The organism is Shewanella subflava (genome assembly GCF_025971955.1).
GTDB classification, from domain to species: domain Bacteria; phylum Pseudomonadota; class Gammaproteobacteria; order Enterobacterales; family Shewanellaceae; genus Shewanella; species Shewanella subflava.
Map to the genome: position 1 here is coordinate 204,091 of NZ_JAPDMX010000033.1, position 18,934 is coordinate 223,024.

At 41.8% G+C, this 18,934-nt stretch carries 18 protein-coding genes; 5 read left to right on the top strand and 13 right to left on the bottom strand.

The genetic code is table 11. The features are described 5' to 3' along the window. The first annotated feature begins 280 nt into the window (after nucleotides 1–280). Both OHT75_RS16675 and OHT75_RS16680 read left to right on the top strand, forming a co-directional pair. Nucleotides 281–2,146, top strand: coding sequence for a tetratricopeptide repeat-containing diguanylate cyclase (locus OHT75_RS16675; protein ID WP_264728660.1), 1,866 nt, complete (start codon nucleotides 281–283; stop codon nucleotides 2,144–2,146). Nucleotides 2,147–2,264: 118 nt separating this feature from the next. After that, nucleotides 2,265–3,092, top strand: a complete 828-nt coding sequence (locus tag OHT75_RS16680; RefSeq protein ID WP_264728662.1) for a DUF2797 domain-containing protein — start codon at nucleotides 2,265–2,267, stop codon at nucleotides 3,090–3,092. A 110-nt stretch (nucleotides 3,093–3,202) separates the two neighbouring features. Here OHT75_RS16680 and OHT75_RS16685 read toward each other — a convergent pair whose 3' ends face one another. Next, a complete protein-coding gene (locus tag OHT75_RS16685; protein ID WP_264728664.1) occupies nucleotides 3,203–3,763 on the bottom strand; it encodes a DUF4136 domain-containing protein in 561 nt (186 codons plus the stop codon). Nucleotides 3,764–4,105: 342 nt separating this feature from the next. Between OHT75_RS16685 and OHT75_RS16690 the strand changes: the two genes are divergently transcribed. Both OHT75_RS16690 and OHT75_RS16695 read left to right on the top strand, forming a co-directional pair. Next, nucleotides 4,106–4,705, top strand: coding sequence for a LysE family translocator (locus OHT75_RS16690; RefSeq protein ID WP_264728666.1), 600 nt, complete (start codon nucleotides 4,106–4,108; stop codon nucleotides 4,703–4,705). A 16-nt stretch (nucleotides 4,706–4,721) separates the two neighbouring features. Then, complete coding sequence (locus OHT75_RS16695; protein WP_264728668.1) at nucleotides 4,722–5,267, top strand: DUF1415 domain-containing protein; 546 nt, start codon at nucleotides 4,722–4,724, stop codon at nucleotides 5,265–5,267. A 109-nt stretch (nucleotides 5,268–5,376) separates the two neighbouring features. Here the strand turns inward: OHT75_RS16695 and OHT75_RS16700 are convergent, their stop codons facing one another. The 12 genes from OHT75_RS16700 to OHT75_RS16755 all read right to left on the bottom strand — a co-directional run bounded on the left by OHT75_RS16700 (nucleotide 5,377) and on the right by OHT75_RS16755 (nucleotide 17,985). Continuing rightward, complete coding sequence (locus OHT75_RS16700) at nucleotides 5,377–5,934, bottom strand: hypothetical protein (protein WP_264728670.1); 558 nt, start codon at nucleotides 5,932–5,934, stop codon at nucleotides 5,377–5,379. 154 nt (nucleotides 5,935–6,088) lie between these two features. Then, nucleotides 6,089–6,283: a hypothetical protein gene (locus tag OHT75_RS16705; RefSeq protein ID WP_264729060.1), complete on the bottom strand. Its 195-nt coding sequence runs from the start codon at nucleotides 6,281–6,283 to the stop codon at nucleotides 6,089–6,091. 125 nt (nucleotides 6,284–6,408) lie between these two features. Further along, nucleotides 6,409–7,167: an SDR family oxidoreductase gene (locus tag OHT75_RS16710; protein ID WP_264728672.1), complete on the bottom strand. Its 759-nt coding sequence runs from the start codon at nucleotides 7,165–7,167 to the stop codon at nucleotides 6,409–6,411. Nucleotides 7,168–7,179: 12 nt separating this feature from the next. After that, nucleotides 7,180–8,091 (bottom strand): 3-hydroxyisobutyrate dehydrogenase, encoded by a 912-nt coding sequence (gene mmsB / locus OHT75_RS16715; protein WP_406682045.1) that lies wholly within the window; start codon nucleotides 8,089–8,091, stop codon nucleotides 7,180–7,182. A gap of 7 nt (nucleotides 8,092–8,098) precedes the next feature. Continuing rightward, nucleotides 8,099–9,214, bottom strand: coding sequence for an enoyl-CoA hydratase/isomerase family protein (locus OHT75_RS16720; protein ID WP_264728676.1), 1,116 nt, complete (start codon nucleotides 9,212–9,214; stop codon nucleotides 8,099–8,101). Further along, a complete protein-coding gene (locus OHT75_RS16725) occupies nucleotides 9,214–10,008 on the bottom strand; it encodes an enoyl-CoA hydratase (protein ID WP_264728678.1) in 795 nt (264 codons plus the stop codon). The genes OHT75_RS16720 and OHT75_RS16725 overlap by 1 nt, the downstream gene beginning before the upstream one ends. A gap of 70 nt (nucleotides 10,009–10,078) precedes the next feature. Beyond that, complete coding sequence (locus OHT75_RS16730; protein ID WP_264728680.1) at nucleotides 10,079–11,236, bottom strand: acyl-CoA dehydrogenase family protein; 1,158 nt, start codon at nucleotides 11,234–11,236, stop codon at nucleotides 10,079–10,081. 104 nt (nucleotides 11,237–11,340) lie between these two features. Then, nucleotides 11,341–12,834: a CoA-acylating methylmalonate-semialdehyde dehydrogenase gene (locus OHT75_RS16735; RefSeq protein WP_264728682.1), complete on the bottom strand. Its 1,494-nt coding sequence runs from the start codon at nucleotides 12,832–12,834 to the stop codon at nucleotides 11,341–11,343. Nucleotides 12,835–12,961: 127 nt separating this feature from the next. Beyond that, entirely contained in the window at nucleotides 12,962–14,167 is a 1,206-nt protein-coding gene (locus OHT75_RS16740) for an acetyl-CoA C-acyltransferase (protein ID WP_264728684.1), read from the bottom strand. 392 nt (nucleotides 14,168–14,559) lie between these two features. After that, nucleotides 14,560–16,377 (bottom strand): tetratricopeptide repeat-containing diguanylate cyclase, encoded by a 1,818-nt coding sequence (locus tag OHT75_RS16745; protein WP_264728686.1) that lies wholly within the window; start codon nucleotides 16,375–16,377, stop codon nucleotides 14,560–14,562. Nucleotides 16,378–16,597: 220 nt separating this feature from the next. After that, nucleotides 16,598–17,548 (bottom strand): homoserine O-acetyltransferase MetA, encoded by a 951-nt coding sequence (metA, locus tag OHT75_RS16750; protein ID WP_264728688.1) that lies wholly within the window; start codon nucleotides 17,546–17,548, stop codon nucleotides 16,598–16,600. A gap of 44 nt (nucleotides 17,549–17,592) precedes the next feature. Next, nucleotides 17,593–17,985, bottom strand: a complete 393-nt coding sequence (locus tag OHT75_RS16755; protein WP_264728689.1) for a YbaY family lipoprotein — start codon at nucleotides 17,983–17,985, stop codon at nucleotides 17,593–17,595. A gap of 156 nt (nucleotides 17,986–18,141) precedes the next feature. On the opposite strand from OHT75_RS16755, the gene OHT75_RS16760 reads away from it, so the two are divergent. Next, on the top strand, nucleotides 18,142–18,888 hold the full coding sequence (locus OHT75_RS16760; protein ID WP_264728692.1) for an SDR family NAD(P)-dependent oxidoreductase: 747 nt from the start codon (nucleotides 18,142–18,144) through the stop codon (nucleotides 18,886–18,888). Nucleotides 18,889–18,934 lie beyond the last annotated feature (46 nt).

Below are 18,934 nucleotides of genomic sequence, written 5' to 3' on the forward strand. Positions count from 1 at the left end.
CCTCAAAAATAAGCACTTTGCTGAATAAAATAGCTATTTTTGAGGGTTAACCATTAGCTAGTTAGCGGTTAGCGGTTAGCGGTTAGCGGTTGGCATATTAAACTAAGAGTAAGCCCAAATTAGGTTTTTACGCTGTAAAGCGCAACATTTACAGAGTAATAATTCAGATGCATTTATCATGAATTTAGTCAGACCGAAAATAAGTCCAATCACTATACAAAACATATATTTATGATAACCTTCATAGACAAACAGAAAGGACTCTTAGTTTGAGGATGACATGGATAAACACATCGCCCAAGTGCTCATTACAGCCATTGCCAGTGCATTTTGGTGCAATTTTACTCAGGCCAATGATGTATTAGTCGAGTTAAACAACTACACCAACACACACACCGCAGAACAAAGCATTGCACACCTTAACCAATTCGATTTGGATAACAGTGGTTTCTCAGCTGAAGAGAAAGCTAAATTCTATTTTCAATACGGGCAGTTATTTGAACAAACACGCCAACTCGATTTATCAATAGCAAGCTATGATAAAGGCATTGCTTATGTTGAATCGCTGCCTGTCACTGACATTCTCATCGACAGTTACCTAGAGCGCTCTTTTGCCAACTACTTAAAAACGAACGATCCTGCGGTATATTGTATCGACAGGATAAAAGCACTTGATTATGCAAGACAGCACAACAATATGGAGCTGCTTACCAAAACTCTAACCCAAAATGCATTTTGTTATGAAGATGCTAGCAATTTTCATATTGGTATTGCGCTGCTCGATGAAGCATTAGACATTGTTGATAAAAGCGAGCAGCTAAACGCTAACCGTAAAGCCATGATTTATAATGCAACTGGTAGCCTATATCGTAATATTGGTATGCACCAGCAAGCTTATGAGCAGTTTGAAAAAGCCTATCAAACCTGGCAAACCATAGACGATAAGCAAGACATGTTTAACATGCTACATAACATGTTCAGCCAAAGCGTTAAATTGGGTAATTGGCAACAAGCACAAGCCAATGTCGACCAACAGTTTCAATTAGCCCATGATGCGCCACAATTCAAAGATTTATATTTTTTTGCCAATTTAAATGCCGGACGATTAGGATTAAGAACCTACGATTTTCAACAGGCTATTTTTCACTTAAACAAAGCTATCGCGCTTAAACATACCACTCAAGAACACTACTTTGTTAGCAGCAGTTATTTATTCCTTGCATTAGCCTATATGCGCAACGGTCAAGCAGTGCAAGCCGCCGAAATGGCCCATGTTTTTAAACAAGATGAATCGTTTAGATCTGACAAAAGTGAGATGATTTTAAAAGCCGATGCCATTATAGCCTTCGGCAATAAAGATTATTTAACCGCGACCAACTTGTTATTTAAATTGATAGATGAAGAGCGTGAGAAAAATCAAACCATGTTAAATAATGAAGTCATTAACTCTGCACTCAAGCATCAAAATAATGTCACAGAATTTGAAAAAGAATTATTAGTGAATAAACTGGCGATAAATGAACTCCAATTAGCGGCCATTCGAGATAAAGAACACATCAACGATTTAACCCTGACTATCATTGCCCTGCTAGTATCCACTTTGGGTATTTTGCTGATTTTTGCGCTCAACACATACAAAAAACGCTCGCAAACTGATTTTCTCACCAAAATAGCTAACAGAGGCTACACCTATAACAAAGGTGAACAGTTAATCAAACGCTGCATTAAGTTAAATAAACCAGCATCGGTGATTATTTTTGATATTGATAACTTTAAAGAGATCAATGATAAATATGGTCATCACATTGGTGACTTAGCCATAAAGTCGTTAGCCCACAGAGCCAAAAGCTGTATCAAAAAGCATGATTTAGTCGGCCGTATCGGTGGAGAGGAATTCTTAATCGTATTACCGAATACCAGCGAAGCTGAAGCGGTAGCGATATCGGAGCGTCTAAGACACAGCATTGCCGAAAAAACTTTTATTTTCGGTGATATAAAAATTAACTTTACGATCAGTTTAGGTGTGTCTGAAATTGAGCCGACGTCATCTGCATTGCAAGATCTGGTTATGCAAGCAGACAAGGCATTATATCAAGCCAAGTTTTTCGGTAAAAACAAAGTGTATTTAGCCAGACAATGCGCCTAACTGTTGGTGAAATAATCCACTAAGATCATGACAAGGTGCCTTTATAGACCAATATTGGTCATAAATAACTGGGTAACTTCTGTTAAACTAGACCGCAAAGTTGATTATTGGAACGCGAATGTTAGGTACTCTTTCAAAACTTAAAGCCACTCTTAATGATGTCAATGAAGTGCAATATCAATTACCTGTGGGAGAAGCGCTTATTCCTCTCAACCCATTAATAGGTAAATCACTGACGTTAACTCATACGGGTAATATTTTCTGTTGTCATTGCGGTAAAAAAACCAAAAAAAGTTATTCCCAAGGTCACTGCTTTGTCTGTATGCAAAAGCTTGCTAGCTGCGATATGTGCATAATGAAACCAGAAACCTGTCACTTTGATCAGGGTACTTGCCGTGAACCGCAATGGGCACAAAGTCACTGTTTTGTTCCGCATTATGTATATTTATCGAATACATCAGGGATCAAAGTGGGTATTACCCGCCACAGCCAAATTCCGACTCGCTGGATTGACCAAGGTGCCACCCAAGGTTTGCCCATATTCAAAGTGGCTACGCGTAAATTATCTGGATTAATCGAAATTGAGTTAGCGAAATTCATTAATGATAAAACACACTGGCAAGCCATGCTTAAAAGTCATAACGATGATGTGGATTTAGTGTCACAAGCAGCCGCACTTATTCCTTTAATTGAGCAAAAGCTACAACAGCTTGCAGCGCAGTATGATGATGTTGTCATCGAGCGTTTAGATTCAAATATCCAAGCTATTCAATATCCTATTGAGCAATTCCCTGTCAAAGTTAAATCGCATAATTTTGATAAAGAGGCTGAGGTTAGCGGTATTTTGCAGGGAATTAAAGGCCAATATTTACTGTTTGATACTGGCGTGATTAATATTCGCAAGTTTGGATCCTATGAAGTAGAAGTAAGTCACGACAGCCTTTAATTTTGCAGGCTGTAAAATCTGTAAACGTGCATAAAGGTTTGCCCTTTTTCAGCGCAAATGCCAATCAGTATAATGAATATATGATTATACTGATTGGTGATATTCAAAGACTAACTTGACGGGATGGCGCTTAACATCATTTTTGATAAAGCATCAAAACCTGCGGCTCTTTTATCGACACTTTTATTATGTTCTGTGAATCCTTGAGCTAATACCCGCCAATATGGCTCTTTAACTAAAGGGTTGAAAAAAGCTATCAGCACAGAGCCTTTCTCAAGTTTTTTATCAACGCCATGGGTTGATAATCCAGGCACAAGTCCTGCTTTGGCTAATATCTCTGTATCACTCATTTCTGACTCTAATGCCATACCAAATCCGATCAGCATTTGCGGAGAATCAGTGTAAGCCACTTGTTGATAGCCTTTGGCTGCCATTACTTTATTCACTGATTGGCGTAAAAGCTCACGTAATGGCTCTTCATCTTGTGTATTTTTAGTATGAACTGAAAACATAGTTTGATGCCAAGCATAGGTTTTTGATACTAAAGAAACATCACCACTGGTCACCATGGTAATACGGTTTGCAAGAGTCGGCTCAAGGTCATTAGTTGTACAGGCAGACACGATAACAAGGCAAATACTTAAGATGAGCCGATTTACATTTTTTAACATCAATAACAATCCTTTCTAGTGACATTTTTACGAAAGCGAACATACCATTATGGAACGTGCCGATGCTGTCTAATTAGCCCTTTTAGATACCGGTATACTTAAAATATCGTCCCATAAATATTACCCCCAGCAATCTACAGCCTATTCGGACAATAATCGGTAAACCAAGCAACAAAAACCTTGTAAGTTAACCGTTCCAATCAATAAGCTAACCCGTTCAATGTGAGATAACAACTTTTAATTCAATCCGTAAAATCATCACACATTTTATTAGATTGTCATTAAGTAACCCGCTAGAATGCCAGCCTACGTAAATGATTATTTGAGTAAGCTTGCCGCACCATGGAACTGATATTTGCCATCGCTTTATTTGCTTTTTCATCAGGTATCACCCCTGGTCCAAACAACATCATGCTAATGACGTCTGGTGTTAACTTCGGTATCAAGCAAAGCGTGCCTCATCTTCTAGGCATTAGCCTAGGCTTTCCAGCCATGATCCTTGCGGTAGGTTTAGGCATGAGCACAGTGTTTCAAGCTTATCCTATTTTGCATACTGTGATTAAAGTGCTGGGAATTTGTTATTTACTGTATCTTTCATGGTTAATTGCCAACAGCAGCAGTAAAATGGAAGGTAAAAAAGTCAGTAAACCTTTTAGCTTCATTCAAGCGGCTGCATTTCAATGGGTTAATCCAAAGGGCTGGATTATGGCTGTCGGCGCGATAGCCACTTTTACCTCGGTTAATCAGGAACTGACACCACAAGTCATTACTATTGCTTGCGTGTTTTTATGTGTCGCATTTCCCTGTGCGATTGTTTGGTTAAGTTTTGGGGTTGCTTTAAAACGTATTTTAAAAAATGCACGCCAACAACGAATATTTAACATCAGCATGGCGGTATTACTGGTCGCATCGATTATTCCAATGGTTATTCCAAATCACTAATTATTTAGGTTAATTTATGTCTGATTTACACCCTTGTATCGCTGAGTCTGAAAATTGGGTCAAGCGGGTAATCATGAAATATAACATTTGCCCATTTGCACGGCGGGAAGTCGAGCGTGGTAGTATTCGTTATCATGCCTGTGAAGACACCAAAGTCAAAGCAGTGTTACAGGCATTTATTGGTGAATGCCGATATCTTGAAACAACGCCAGACATTGAAACGACTTTATTCATTTTACCGCGAGGATTTGAAGGATTTTACCCATATCTTGATCTTGTAGATGCTGCCAATGACATTCTGGTTGAACAGGGTTTTGAAGGTGTTTTTCAAATTGCCAGTTTTCATCCCGATTATTGTTTTGAGGATGAATCACAGGATAGCCCAGCTAATTACACTAATCGCTCCCCTTACCCCACATTGCATATAATAAGAGAAGCCAGCATGGAAAAAGCCTTAGCAAACTTCTCGGATCCAGAATCAATCCCAAAGCGGAATATCGAATTTGCAGAGCGTAAAGGCAGTGAGTTTTTTATAAAGCTGCTGAAAGAGTGTCAGCAATAAATATCCATAGTGCGGTAAGCGTTTTCTTTACTTTGTTTGCGGCACGATATTTAACTTCCATAAAAATCAAATCAGGCTCAAATATTAACGCATAACCCTGTCAAATGCGTTAAGCCAAAATAGCTGTTACCTGACACCGTTTGCCAGTCGACTTTGATAATTTATCAAATGAAATTTTTAATTTTCGTAACGAAGAAACAACCGCAAGTGATAAATTGACATTTTCGATGACAAAGCAGCGAGCTGATTCACACCTTTTATCAAAACGGATATGTTCATCTCCGTGAGCGCCAATGCCATAGCTATCAATGACAATAAAAAGTGGCGATTTTAAAAGAATATAATCCAAAACGTCACTGTGTAAACTTGTTGCCATCGCCCCATATTCAGGGGTTCCATAACCATTATTGTCAACATTGCCAGTAAAAAGCACTAGCGCTTTACCTGCAATATCCACAGAGTCGACATCATTGATTAAAGGCATATGATCTGTACAGTTAATCGTGACGGCATCGACCTCATAATCGGTTAATTCTGGTTCGCAATCATAACAGTCAATATGAGTTCCAATATGTCCAAAAGCGCTAACGGCATCTGATTGACGTTTTGCCCATTCATAGGCTGGGTGCCCTTCTTCCACAATTAGGCTAAGATTTATTTCATTCATAAATGTCTCTTCAAGTCAGTTGAGTTCATGCTTAACATCGGCTTAGGGAGTACAACTGGCAACATTCAAACTACCTGTACCTCATTTGACATACCTAAGAAGAAAATAGCAATTAATGAGTCTTCAGAGGCAAAGGCAAAAAACTAATACCTTTTTAATGACGGGTAAATTTATTTTTAAACCAGTTAATGGTGGCAATTTGTTTGGTTTGTGACAAACCAAAATAAATACATATCCACGGTGAAATCATTAAAAACCACGGTAAACCTGCGGTTGAGCGCCCACTAAATAGAAGATATAAAAAGCCGCCGTACATGACGATAACGCCGAGTATACCTACCACCAGCATAACCTTTTTTATCCACAACTCTAACGTTGAAATATTCACTTGTCGCCCTTATTACATGTTTCAAAGTACACAGTAAAAAGCCGAGCTAAGCTCGGCTTTATTAAACGATAATACCACGCTTAAGACTACAAGCGAATACCACCATCAATTTCAAAAACACGACCGTTTACATAATCATTTTCAATGATAAAACGTACGGTTGAAGCAATTTCGTGAGCTTCACCTAAACGTCCTACAGGCACCATTTTCTCTAAACGCTCTAACGCTTCAGGTTTCATGGCTGCGGTCATTTCGGTAGCGATCACACCGGGCGCAACGGCTGCTGCACGAATATTGTAACGGGCTAACTCTTTAGCCCAACCCACTGCCATTGCTGCTACGCCAGCTTTTGAAGCTGAATAGTTAGATTGTCCCATATTACCGGCTTTGGCTAAGCTTGAAATGTTGATAATCACTCCTGGTTGAGCTGTTTCAATCATTACCGCGGCGGCTTCGCGGCCACATAAAAATGTGCCGGTTAAATTAACGTTGATCACCGACTGGAATTTTTCATAAGACATACGGTCAATCACTTTACCGTCTTTAGCCTTAACCATTAAGCCATCGCGTAAAATACCCGCGTTATTGATTAACACATTAATATGGCCAAAGTCTTCACGAATAAAATTAAAACCCGCCACCACATCTTCTTCGTCGGTAATGTCAAACGCATAACCTTGTACTTCAGTCGTTGCACCTATATCTGCACACGCTTGCTCAAGTTTTTGTTGGTCTACATCGATAAGCGCCAATTTTGCACCTTGGGCTGCTAAATCATGCGCCATGGCAAGACCCAGTCCACCCGCGCCGCCAGTGATGACGACAACCTTATCTTTTAACTCCATTACCGGATCCTTTTACTTTTTAGTTTGATTAGCAAACTGTTCAAAAATGCTTGAAAAATCGAGACGACCATGGCCTTGACGTGCATGGTTAACATACAAACTACGTGCTAATGCGCCCATTGGGGTACTTGAGTTTGAACCTAACGCAGCCTGTTGTGATAAGCCTAAGTCTTTCACCATTAAGTCAACCATGAAGCCACCCTGATACCCTTTTGATGACGGCACATTGTCCATCACATTTGGGCAAGGGTTGTATTTTTCCAGCGTCCAGTTTCCACCACTGCTGACTTTCATGATATCAGACAATACTTTTGGATCTAAACCGTTATCTATGCCTAATTGCAAAGATTCACTGGTGCCAACCATCAACACAGAAAGCAGCATGTTATTACAAATTTTAGCAATTTGCCCAGCACCAACCTGACCTGCATGGAAAATGTTCGCCCCCATGACAGTAAGTACCTTTTGTGCCTTTGCATAGGCCACATCACTGCCACCACAAATAAAGGTTAATGTACCTGCTGCCGCGCCTGCTGTACCACCTGATACAGGGGCATCCATAAATTCAATCCCTTTTTCAGCGGCTTTAGCACCAACCACTTGTGCTGTTTGTGCATCAATGGTTGAGCAATCAATTAATAAGGTGCCTTTACCTACAACATTCAATAAGCCTTTATTATTGTCATCACCCAGATAGATACTTTGAACGTGTTTGCCTGCGGGTAACATACTAATCACATAGTCGGCTGACGCCGCTGCGCCGCATGCGGTTTTTGCGCTCAATGCGCCTTGATTGGTTAATGCTGCTACGGCCTGTGGATTTAAGTCAAACACAGTGACCGTCATGCCAGCTTTAATCAAATTGGCCGCCATTGGGCCGCCCATGTTACCTAGTCCAATAAATGCTACTGTTGCCATGTTCAATTCCTTTTTAAAAATCTTTTAATGGATGATGTTCAGCTTGCCATGGGGAGGTTAATAATGCTGCGAGTGCATCATCGCTCACTTGTGAAACATTATTAAATCGCCATTGTGGATTGCGGTCTTTATCAATTAACAGCGCCCGTACGCCCTCACAAAAATCGCCATGGGAGCAGCAATTCACGCTGATCCCTAGCTCCCATCTAAAACAGTCGGCTAAACTTAACTCTGTGCCTAACTGCGCTTGGGCAAACACCAAATGCCAGCTTAATGGGCTACCAGCTAAGGCGCTTTTTTGTGCACGCCTTAACCAGTCTAATTCTGTTTGTAAGCTGGATAATTGATAATGCACATCCTCAATATCACCAGACATTAATAAATCGATTTGTTGTTGGAAAGTCGCAAGAGGGCTGTCACCGATTTCAACACTGACATTATCTTGCATCACTTTTAATAGCTGAGTCAGCGCCTGGTGGTTGACCTCGGTGCTATCATTCCAATGAACATCGGCTAAGGCATCAAATAAAGGCTCTTTATCATCGCTGGCTAAAAAATGATTACCGACATTGACATAAAGCGCATCTGCAGCATTCATGTTGTAGGCTGTTAACCCTAAAAACAGGCCGATTTTACCTGGCATACGATTTAAAAAATAACTGCCACCCACATCGGGATATAAGCCGATAGTAATTTCTGGCATGGCAATGCGGCTACGTTCAGTCAATACACGATGACTGCCACCTGCCATTAAGCCTAAACCGCCGCCCATAACAATACCATCGCCCCAAACCAACACAGGCTTACCAAACTGATGCAGTAAATAATCGAGTTGATATTCTTGGGTGAAAAATTCACAGGCTTCGTCAGTCATTTTATTTGGATTAGCCATTGAGGCATGGTAAATCGCCCGCACATCACCACCGGCACAAAATGCCTTATCACCGCTACCATCGAGCACAACCAAGGCGATATTAGCGTCAGTTTGCCATTGTTTTAGCTGCTTGGTCATGGCTTGCACCATGCCAATATTCAGCGCATTCAAGGCTTTTTCTATGTTTAAGGTCACAACCCCAATTGACTTGCCCGATAATGTGCCCAGGGTTTGAAAAATTACATCTTGAGTCATTAGGCATTCTTCCAATTTGGTTTACGTTTTTCAAGGAAGGCATTTACGCCCTCAGCTTGATCTTGGGTATCAAACAAACTAACAAATAATTCTCGCTCTAGCGGCAATGCTTGCTTGCGTCCCATACTTCGCCCAGCTTGAATAAGGGTTTTACACACTGCCACACTACTCGGTGATTGCTTAGCGACTTTCGCGGCTAATGCCAGTGCCGCATCGAGTGCCAGCCCCTGCTCAACGACTTCTTCAACCAAACCGATTTTTTCAGCTTTAGCCGCGTCGATGCGCTCGCCACACAGGATCATCCGCTTTGCCCAACCCTCGCCAACTAAGGCGGTTAAGTTTTGCGTCCCGCCCGCACAAGGTAATAACCCGACAGTGGCTTCAGGTAACGCCAATTGAGCTTGCGCTTCTGCAATACGGATATCGCAAGCAAGGGCGACTTCTAAACCACCACCCATGGCATAGCCATTAATGGCGGCAATCGATACTCCTCTAAATGCGCTAAGGGTTTCAAATGCTTCACCAAAGTGTTTGGCCATGGTCGCCGCATTGCCTTTATCGCCATCGGCAAATACATTTAAATCTGCACCGGCGGAAAAAAACTTCTCGCCTTGTCCAGTGATCACTAAGGCGTAGATATCGTTATTGTCATTCAGTTCAAGTACTTTAGCTTTCAGCGCTTGTAAGCTGGCAGCGGTCCATGTATTGGCTGGTGGGTTGTTCATTTTTATAATGGCAGTGTTGCCATCAATACGTACCCAAATGGCATCGGTTGCTGTGGAATTAGTCGTCATAATATAGTCTTATCTTCCATTGAAATTATCTAGTCTGCGCTAATTAGCCCCTATTAATAAGTAGATTGGGCTATCGAATAGGATGGGCATTTTCATCCAGCAGACGACGGGCAATAATCAACCGCATAATTTCGTTGGTTCCCTCAAGAATTTGATGCACGCGCACATCACGGAAATGTCGTTCAAGTGGGTATTCTCGAATGTATCCATAACCGCCATGAATTTGCAGTGCCGCATCGCATACCTGAAATCCCACATCAGTGGCAAAGCGTTTTGCCATCGCACAATATGCACTTGACTCAGGGTCTTGAGTATCCAGCTTAAATGCCGCTAGGCGAACCATTTGGCGCGCGGCAACTAAGTCGGTAGCCATGTCAGCTAATTTAAATTGTAATGCTTGAAACGCGGCTAACGGCTTACCAAACTGCTTGCGCTCATTCATGTATTGGGTCGCGCGATCAAGTGCTGATTGCGCAGTTCCGATTGAGCAAGTGGCGATATTAATCCGTCCACCATCTAAGCCTTTCATGGCAAACGTAAAACCTTGGCCTTCCTCACCTAACAAATTAGCAACGGGAACGCGCACGTTTTCAAAGCTGATTAGCCGAGTAGGCTGGGCATTCCAGCCCATTTTATCTTCGGCTTTACCGTAGCTGACGCCTGTAGTATTTGCGGGAATTGCAATCGCTGAAATCCCTTTAGGCCCCGCTTCGCCCGTTCGGCACATCACTACTAGTAGCTCGGTTTCACCGGCGCCTGAAATAAACATTTTTGAGCCGTTAATGAGGTAATCATCACCGTCACGCACGGCTTTGGTTTGCAATGACGCCGCATCACTGCCAGCGCCAGGCTCAGTTAAACAATATGAGGCCAATAATTGGCCAGTTGTTAAGCCTTCAGACCATTCACTGCGCAGGGTATCGGTTCCCCAGGTGGTCACCATCCAAGTGGCCATATTATGAATGGTTAACATGGCTGTGGTGGCCGTGCAGCCGTAGGATAATTCTTCAAAAATGATCGATGCATCTAAACGAGACAACCCCATGCCGCCTTCTGACTCTGGTGAGTACAATGAACAAAAACCTAACTCGCCAGCTTTTTGGATAACATCTTTAGGAAAATGGTGTTCTTCATCCCATTTAGCGGCAAACGGGGTTAATTCATCAGTGGCAAATTGACGGGCAAGATCGGCAAATTGGCGTTGATCTTCATTTAAATTAAAATCCATTGAGGGACTCCTACTTTGTTCTGTCTGATGACTCTTGGGTCATTTATTGGCAGGCGAACATAAGTGTAGCCTGCCATAAGGTCTTGTTTTTTTGAATTTGAAAACTACTTGAGATTGATACTCATGTTGGGACCACTGACCGCGTCAGTTTCAAACCAACGTGAGGTAATAGTTTTAGTCTCAGTGTAAAAACGTACAGCTTGCTTACCATACGCATGTTGGTCGCCATAGAAACTGCCTTTCCAACCCGTAAATGAGAAGAAAGGTAAAGGCACAGGAATGGGCACGTTAATGCCCACTTGACCGACTTCAATTTCATGTTGATATTTACGTGCTGCACCGCCAGATGCGGTAAAGATTGAAGTACCGTTGCCATAAGGGCTGTTATTCACAAGCGAAATGGCATCGTCTAAGTTATCAACTTCCATGCAGCACAGCACTGGACCAAAGATTTCTTCTTTATAGATGCTCATGTCTGTTGTGACTTTGGTAAACATGGTTGGGCCAACCCAGTTACCCGATTCATATCCTGCAACGGTGAAGTCGCTGCCATCAAGTAGACATTCGGCGCCTTCTTGCTTGCCTTGCTCAATCAAGCTTAATACCCGCGTTTTAGCCGCAGGGCTAATAACAGGTCCATATGCCGCTTCAGGGTCATTCCACAAACCTGGGCGTACTTTTGCCAGCGCTTCTTTTAACTCAGGGATCCACTCTTTTGCTTTACCCACAAATACCGCTACGGAAATCGCCATACAACGCTGGCCTGCCGCGCCCACCGATGCACCGACTAAATTATTGATCACTTGTTGTTTGCTTGCATCAGGCATGATCACGCAGTGATTTTTTGCCCCCGCAAATGCTTGTACCCGTTTAAGATTATCGGTACCCGTTTTGTAAATATATTGGCCAACACCCACAGATCCCACAAATGAAATGGCTTTAATCGCTGGATCTTGCAGTAAAATATCCACCGCCACTTTGTCACCGTGGATCAGCTGTAATACGCCTTTGGGTGCACCGGCTTCGACAAACAATTCGACCAAACGTTGCGGCGTCATTGGATCTTGTTCTGAAGGCTTTAAAATAAACGTGTTACCGCAGGCAATCGCTAATGGGAACATCCATAGGGGGATCATCGCAGGAAAGTTAAATGGCGTAATACCTGCACAGACGCCAAGCGGTTGGGTGTAACTGTAGGTATCAATGCTACGAGCGACGTTTTCAACGGTTTCGCCCATCATTAATGAGGCAATGTTACAAGCATGCTCAGCCACTTCGATACCGCGCCACACATCGCCTTTGGCATCTTCGAACGTTTTACCGGTTTCTTGCGCCAATATCGTCGCAATTTGATCATGGTTTTCTTTCAACAAATGTTGATAGCGCAACATCACTCTAGCTCGCTCAGATACGGGCACTTCTTTCCACGTTTTGAACGCTTCTTTTGCACTGTGAATGGCTTGCTCAACTTCAGCGGGCGTTGCGGCATTGATTTTTGCAATGACGCCATTGTTGATTGGGTTAGTGACGTCAATATTGTGAGTGCCTGTTCCCACTGTGAACTCACCATCAATATAATGTTTTACTTGTGTGGTCATATTATTTCCCTTTAAACCAGGTCAAATCGGGTAAGCATGAATGGCGATGATGTTATATTTATCCCAATCACTTGCTATCGGGTTATTGCTCATTAATGCTCGTCTTGTTGAATATTTATTTGTCGCCTTACACTTCTATTGCCATTGCAACTGCTTCACCGCCGCCAATACATAATGACGCAACACCACGATGTAATCCGCGGGCTTTTAATGCATGAATTAAGGTCACTAACAAGCGGGCACCAGAACAACCTATTGGGTGTCCTAACGCACATGCTCCGCCATTGACATTGACTTTGTTTGCATCTAGTCCAAGTTCAGAAATGGCTAACATCGTCACCATGGCAAAGGCTTCGTTGATTTCAAATAGATCAACATCATCTTTATTCCAATCCACTTTACCAAGGAGTTTGGTCATCGCGCCTACTGGTGCGGTAGTAAACATTGCAGGCTCTTGAGAGTGGGTAGTATGCCCTTTGATAGTGGCTAAAACGTCTAAACCTAAATTAGCGGCATTTTCACGCGTCATCATTAACAACACGGCTGCACCGTCAGAAATAGAGCTAGAGTTTGCCGCCGTGATCGAACCGTCTTTGGTAAAAGCAGGTCGTAAACTCGGAATTTTTTCAGGGCGGGCATTACCTGGTTGCTCATCAGTATCAATCACAATATCGCCACGGCGATCACTGACCGTTACAGGGGTGATTTCAGCGTTAAAGGCACCGGAATTAATCGCATTGTTGGCTTTTTCAAGTGAACTCAGTGCAAAGGCATCCATTTGCTCACGGGTTAAACCATAATCATCAGCGGTTTTTTGGGCAAATGTGCCCATAGCACCACCGGTATAGGCATCTTCAAGACCATCTAAAAACATGTGATCCAGTACTTTGCCATGCCCCATCCGCATACCGCTTCGCGCTTTATCTAAAAGATATGGGGCCTGGCTCATGCTTTCCATGCCGCCCGCAATAACGATATCGCTGCTACCGGCTTTAATTAAATCATGGGCTAGCATGACGGTTTTCATTCCTGAGCCACAGACTTTATTGACGGTAGTCGCGCCAACTGAAAGCGGTAAACCTGCGCCTAATGTCGCCTGACGAGCCGGCGCTTGTCCTAAACCCGCGGGTAACACACACCCCATTAGCACTTCATCAATACTAGAAGAAGCAATGCCACATTCGGTTATCAATCCTTGAATTGCCGCGGCCGCCAAGGCTGGGGCTTTCACTGATGACAATGCACCTTGAAAGCCCCCCATTGGGGTACGCTTGGCTGCAACAATGACGATATCTTGAGGTTGATTGGCTAATCCGGCTTGCTGTGAACTCATAACTACTCCAATAAAAACTAATTATCACAAAACATGGTATCACTTTGACGTTTACGCGAACGTAAAGCAAGTAATAATTAGTCTAAGAAGTCGAGGATTTTCAGTCCATGTGTCAGTGAAGATTTACACCTAAAAATAGGCTCTTATGTTGAAGTAAATAAAGTTGGCTTTATCGCGGCGAAATTAAAGGGGGGGTTAAATAAATTCAACTTGGGTTCAGAGATGGGCTCAATCAGCACAATTAAAAAGATTAAGCTTATTTTGTAGCAAACTTGTCATGTATTGTTAAAACAAGGCGCATTAACACGTCAATAGCTGGCACATTGGACGTTAATGAAAGCAGCTAGCAAGACAAAATGCTGTTTTGTAATCATTTTTATCCCGAGCTAAGGTTAAACACATTCAACGTAGAGTTGTACTTGATTGCGGCCTTGGTTTTTAGCCCGGTACATTGCAAGGTCTGCTTTATTAGCTAGATCACTGAACCATTGCTCATTGATTTGGGCGTCTATATCGATATCAGCAGCCACATCGAGTACCGCTACACCTAAGCTTATCGTAAAAGCAACGGTAATCTCACCAAAATGAAAGGCTTGATCTGCAACAGCCCTTCTCATTCTTTCAGCAATTTGCATTGCTTCTGCCTGACTTGTATTGGGGAATACACATAAAAACTCTTCCCCGCCAACTCGACCAATAATATCGCTACGCTTGATGTAACTTTGACAGCGCCCTACTGCAGCAACAATCGCCTTATCGCCGATATCATGGCCGAATTGGTCATTAATTTTCTTGAAATGATCAATATCAAATAAAACTAAGGTAAATGGCTGTTGATGCTCATAACAAGCAGCTAAACGTTTTCGACCTTCGATAAAAGTATGGCGACGATTTGCTATGCCGGTTAAAAAATCGGTTTGCGAACGCCGTATAAATTGTTTTCTCGAGTAAATTAAAAATAGCACCACTGCGCCTAAGCTAATGGCAATGACAATAAAAGTTATCATGGATAATTTAGTGATGTTTTGCTTGGCTATTTGATTACTTAAATTGAGCTTGTTGATGGCGAGTGCTTTCTCAAGTATTTCATTTTCATAATTGGCCATTTTGACATTGTGGTTTAACGAGTTCATTACCACGTCATTGGCGACCGCCTCTTCTGTATGTTGCTTTTCAATTTCAATTGCAGCAAATAAATACTGTTGAGCACTAAAGTGGTCGCCTTCAGAAGAGGAATAAACCGCCCTAACCTGTTCAATTAGCGATGCTGATTGACTATTAATATTAGCCGAATTTAAAAACGACTCGGCAACCGAACCTGCAGATACGATATCCTGATAGTGAAATAAGCTCAGCGACAAAAAACCTAGGTTTTGAGTCACAAAAAATGCTTCCTCTGTCGAAGCCGCATGCTCTTGTGCAATTTCAAACGCTGAAATGGCTGCATCAAAATTGTGTTGCTCGAAATAATAACGGCCTAAATTAAAGTAATAAAAAAACGCAAACTCTTTATATTCTGGCGCGTTAGTTTGTAATGTTTTCATTTGTTCAAGATATTTGGCAGCGTTATCCCACTTTGCCAACATGATGGTTTCGCCAACTAGATTATGCAGCGTGGTGAATATATTTTGAATATGATTGCTTTGTTTCCAATGCTCAAATACTTGTAAAAAGTAGGATTCAGCTTGTTTATGTAAATGGTTATCACGGTAAATAGCGGCACTAGCCTCTAAAATTGAAGCTAAAATATCCGCATCAAGTTGTTGTGTTTTCGCAATATCTAAGGCTTGTTCGAGATGCATCAAACCAATATCAAAATTACTGGCTTGATTAAAGCAATATGCAACCAATGTTAATGCTGATGCTAATACCATTTGATCAGGCTGTTTACGCGCAAGTTCAGCTGCGGTAATTCTGTCAGGGCAATACTGTTTATCATCATTGGATTGCAGATAAGTTACAGATGATCTATCCAAATAACTTTGAATTAATAATGTCGATGTTGAGGTGTTTGACAATATATCGATGATTGTCGAGTAGTTTTGGTATGCTAACTCAAAATCTTTATTGGCCTGCTGGGCTGAAGCAAGGTGATGAAGCAATTGTGCTTTATCTAGCCTTGACCAGTCGTTACTACTGGTCAGTTGTCGGCTAATATAGTCGATTCTATTGCTAGGCTCAGTAATCTGCGTTAATTGTTGTTCAATCATTAACAGATCTGGCGTTTTAGCCGCAAAAGTGGCCGTCCCATACACTAGGTAAGAGAATAGGATTATCGCTTGAAAAAATGAATTGCTACACGCAAATTTTTTAATAGCCGTCGTCCCAAGTGTAATGACTAAACGTATCTAAAATGCTTCATGTACTCGCTATAGAATAGCGTTAATTCAGATTTATTGACACGAAAGCAACAATATTAGTCATCAATGTTTACTTAGCTTGCTTACTTTCCCAAGGCGTCATCTTACTCATATCCGATAAATCATACGGTGTTAACTGATAAACATAATAATTAAGCCAGTTACTTACAAGTAAACTGCCATGACTGTGCCAGCGAGCGATTTGATCTTGGTTTGGATCATCATTACGATAATAGTTTAACGGAATATTTGGCTGTAAACCTTGTGCCAAATCACGTTGATACTCATCATTTAAAGTGCCTTTTTGATATTCAGGGTGCCCCATTACAAATAGGTTTCGACTATCACGGCTAAGGACGATGTAAGCGCCCGCTTCAGCAGATTCAGCTAAAATTTCAACGTCCTTATGGCGTCGAAGATCTTCAATGTTAATTTCAGCAAAGCGCGAATGCGGCGCATAAAACTCATCATCGAACCCACGCAGTAATGGATGCGGTTCACTGGCTCGCACGTGGTTGAACACCCCAGAGCGTTTTTGTGCTAGCAAACCACGATTGATACCATACAGATGGAATAACCCAGCATGTGCCGCCCAGCAAAGAAACAAAACCGAAGTGACATGTTTTTGAGACCAATCGATAATTTCTTTAATATGCTCCCAATAAACAACATCTTCAAAATCAATTTGCCCTAAAGGCGCTCCGGTAATAATCAGGCCATCATAATTATTATGCCTAACGTCTTCAAAGTCGCGATAAAAGGTATTCATGTGGTCAACAGAGGTATGTTTGGACTCTTTATCATGAATACGCAGTAAATCGACACCAACTTGAAGCGGCGTATTACCTAATAAACGCAACAATTGAGTTTCTGTTTCGATTTTATTCGGCATCAAATTCAAGATTAGCACCCGCATTGGGCGAATATCTTGATTCGCCGCGCGGGTTTCAGACATCACAAAGATATTCTCTGACTCTAAAATACCTGCGGCGGGTAAATTATCTGGAATTCGAACCGGCATACAACATCCCTTACCTAATTATTAATCGACAAATATGGTTGAAATTATCGTTTGATCATATCCACAATCACAGTTAACGGTTGTGGATTAGTGATATTTACGGGATACGATTGCGTATTAATAAACCACAATTCATCATCAACAGTGATCCGTGCACTGATGGCATAACGATGGCCTGTTTTAAAAACCTCTGTTGGTATGACAAACTCAAAAGGCGTCACACCAGTCACTGGGCTAATTTCATATTCAGCTAAAATTTCAGCTTTAACATCTTGCAGTGACACATCTTGTAACTGGATTTGGATCACAGAATCAGCAGGTAATGCAATCCGTTGTTTATACAGCACTTGACCGACTATCTGAGTATTTTTAGGCGAGGTTTGGCATCCTGATAGACTCGCAACCATCGCTATCACACACAAAATCTGTTTAATCATGATTCACCTACTTTCATTGAGTGACGTCGCATTATAATACATTAAGACGTCTAGAAGTCTACACTTCCAATATTGAAAAATTTTCGTGCTTGTTATCCGCAAGCGATATTCCTATCATAACCATTCTATTTCAAATAATGAGTGTCAAACCTCCTCATGACGACTATTGCTACCGCTATGATTATTGGTGCCAGCTCACAGTTAAGTAAAGAACTGGCGCGTCAACTTGCGGCTCAAAACGTAAAATTACTGCTGTTTGTTCAAGATCCAGACACATTAGCCGAGTTTGCCCACTCGCTACCCGTTCCTGCAGTCGTTCTTCCACTGGCGATTTCTGAACCCCAAAAATTGAACGAACAAATTAGTCAGGCTTGGCGAAGTGAAAATGGTGCCCACTTAGTCATAGTTAATACCGGCTTGAATGGTTACGATGCATCGCTGCCTTGGCAATTAGAAGAAAATATTATCGAAGTGAATGTCAAAGGCTTTGCGGCTATATGCAACTGTGTGTTCAAATTGATGGTACAACAAGGATACGGTCAATTAGCGGCAATTAACTCTATTGCTGGCCAACGGGGCGGCCCAAGTATCGCTTATCACGCATCCAAAGCCTTCGCTGAAAATTATTTTCAAGGTTTGAGTATGCACGCGCAGCGTTTAAAGGTACCTATAACGATTAGTGATATCCAATTAGGCTTACTCGATAAAGCCGCAATGCAACAAAATCGATTTTTATTGTCACCTTTAGAGAAAGTCGCTAAGCAGATATTAACCGCACTGAAGCAAGGAAAGCGGCGTGTTTACGTCACCAGACGTTGGCGCATTGTAGCCTGGATAAATCGGATATTACCTGAATTTATTTATAATACTCGCCACTGGAAAACCAAATCCAAAAAGAATTAGCCATTTAAATGCTAGAAAATTACACATTGAGCTGATTTATGATGTT

Excerpts from the sequence above, each read along its gene's own strand:
- OHT75_RS16745 (WP_264728686.1), bottom strand. The coding sequence starts at position 16,377 with ATGATTGAACAACAATTAACGCAGATTACTGAGCCTAGCAATAGAATC.
- OHT75_RS16740 (WP_264728684.1), bottom strand. The coding sequence starts at position 14,167 with ATGAGTTCACAGCAAGCCGGATTAGCCAATCAACCTCAAGATATCGTC.
- OHT75_RS16730 (WP_264728680.1), bottom strand. The coding sequence starts at position 11,236 with ATGGATTTTAATTTAAATGAAGATCAACGCCAATTTGCCGATCTTGCC.
- OHT75_RS16735 (WP_264728682.1), bottom strand. The coding sequence starts at position 12,834 with ATGACCACACAAGTAAAACATTATATTGATGGTGAGTTCACAGTGGGA.
- metA (WP_264728688.1), bottom strand. The coding sequence starts at position 17,548 with ATGCCGGTTCGAATTCCAGATAATTTACCCGCCGCAGGTATTTTAGAG.
- OHT75_RS16755 (WP_264728689.1), bottom strand. The coding sequence starts at position 17,985 with ATGATTAAACAGATTTTGTGTGTGATAGCGATGGTTGCGAGTCTATCA.
- OHT75_RS16690 (WP_264728666.1), top strand. The coding sequence starts at position 4,106 with ATGGAACTGATATTTGCCATCGCTTTATTTGCTTTTTCATCAGGTATC.
- OHT75_RS16725 (WP_264728678.1), bottom strand. The coding sequence starts at position 10,008 with ATGACGACTAATTCCACAGCAACCGATGCCATTTGGGTACGTATTGAT.
- OHT75_RS16720 (WP_264728676.1), bottom strand. The coding sequence starts at position 9,214 with ATGACTCAAGATGTAATTTTTCAAACCCTGGGCACATTATCGGGCAAG.
- OHT75_RS16760 (WP_264728692.1), top strand. The coding sequence starts at position 18,142 with ATGACGACTATTGCTACCGCTATGATTATTGGTGCCAGCTCACAGTTA.
- OHT75_RS16705 (WP_264729060.1), bottom strand. The coding sequence starts at position 6,283 with ATGCTGGTGGTAGGTATACTCGGCGTTATCGTCATGTACGGCGGCTTT.
- OHT75_RS16700 (WP_264728670.1), bottom strand. The coding sequence starts at position 5,934 with ATGAATGAAATAAATCTTAGCCTAATTGTGGAAGAAGGGCACCCAGCC.
- OHT75_RS16685 (WP_264728664.1), bottom strand. The coding sequence starts at position 3,763 with ATGTTAAAAAATGTAAATCGGCTCATCTTAAGTATTTGCCTTGTTATC.
- OHT75_RS16680 (WP_264728662.1), top strand. The coding sequence starts at position 2,265 with ATGTTAGGTACTCTTTCAAAACTTAAAGCCACTCTTAATGATGTCAAT.
- OHT75_RS16710 (WP_264728672.1), bottom strand. The coding sequence starts at position 7,167 with ATGGAGTTAAAAGATAAGGTTGTCGTCATCACTGGCGGCGCGGGTGGA.
- OHT75_RS16695 (WP_264728668.1), top strand. The coding sequence starts at position 4,722 with ATGTCTGATTTACACCCTTGTATCGCTGAGTCTGAAAATTGGGTCAAG.
- OHT75_RS16675 (WP_264728660.1), top strand. The coding sequence starts at position 281 with ATGGATAAACACATCGCCCAAGTGCTCATTACAGCCATTGCCAGTGCA.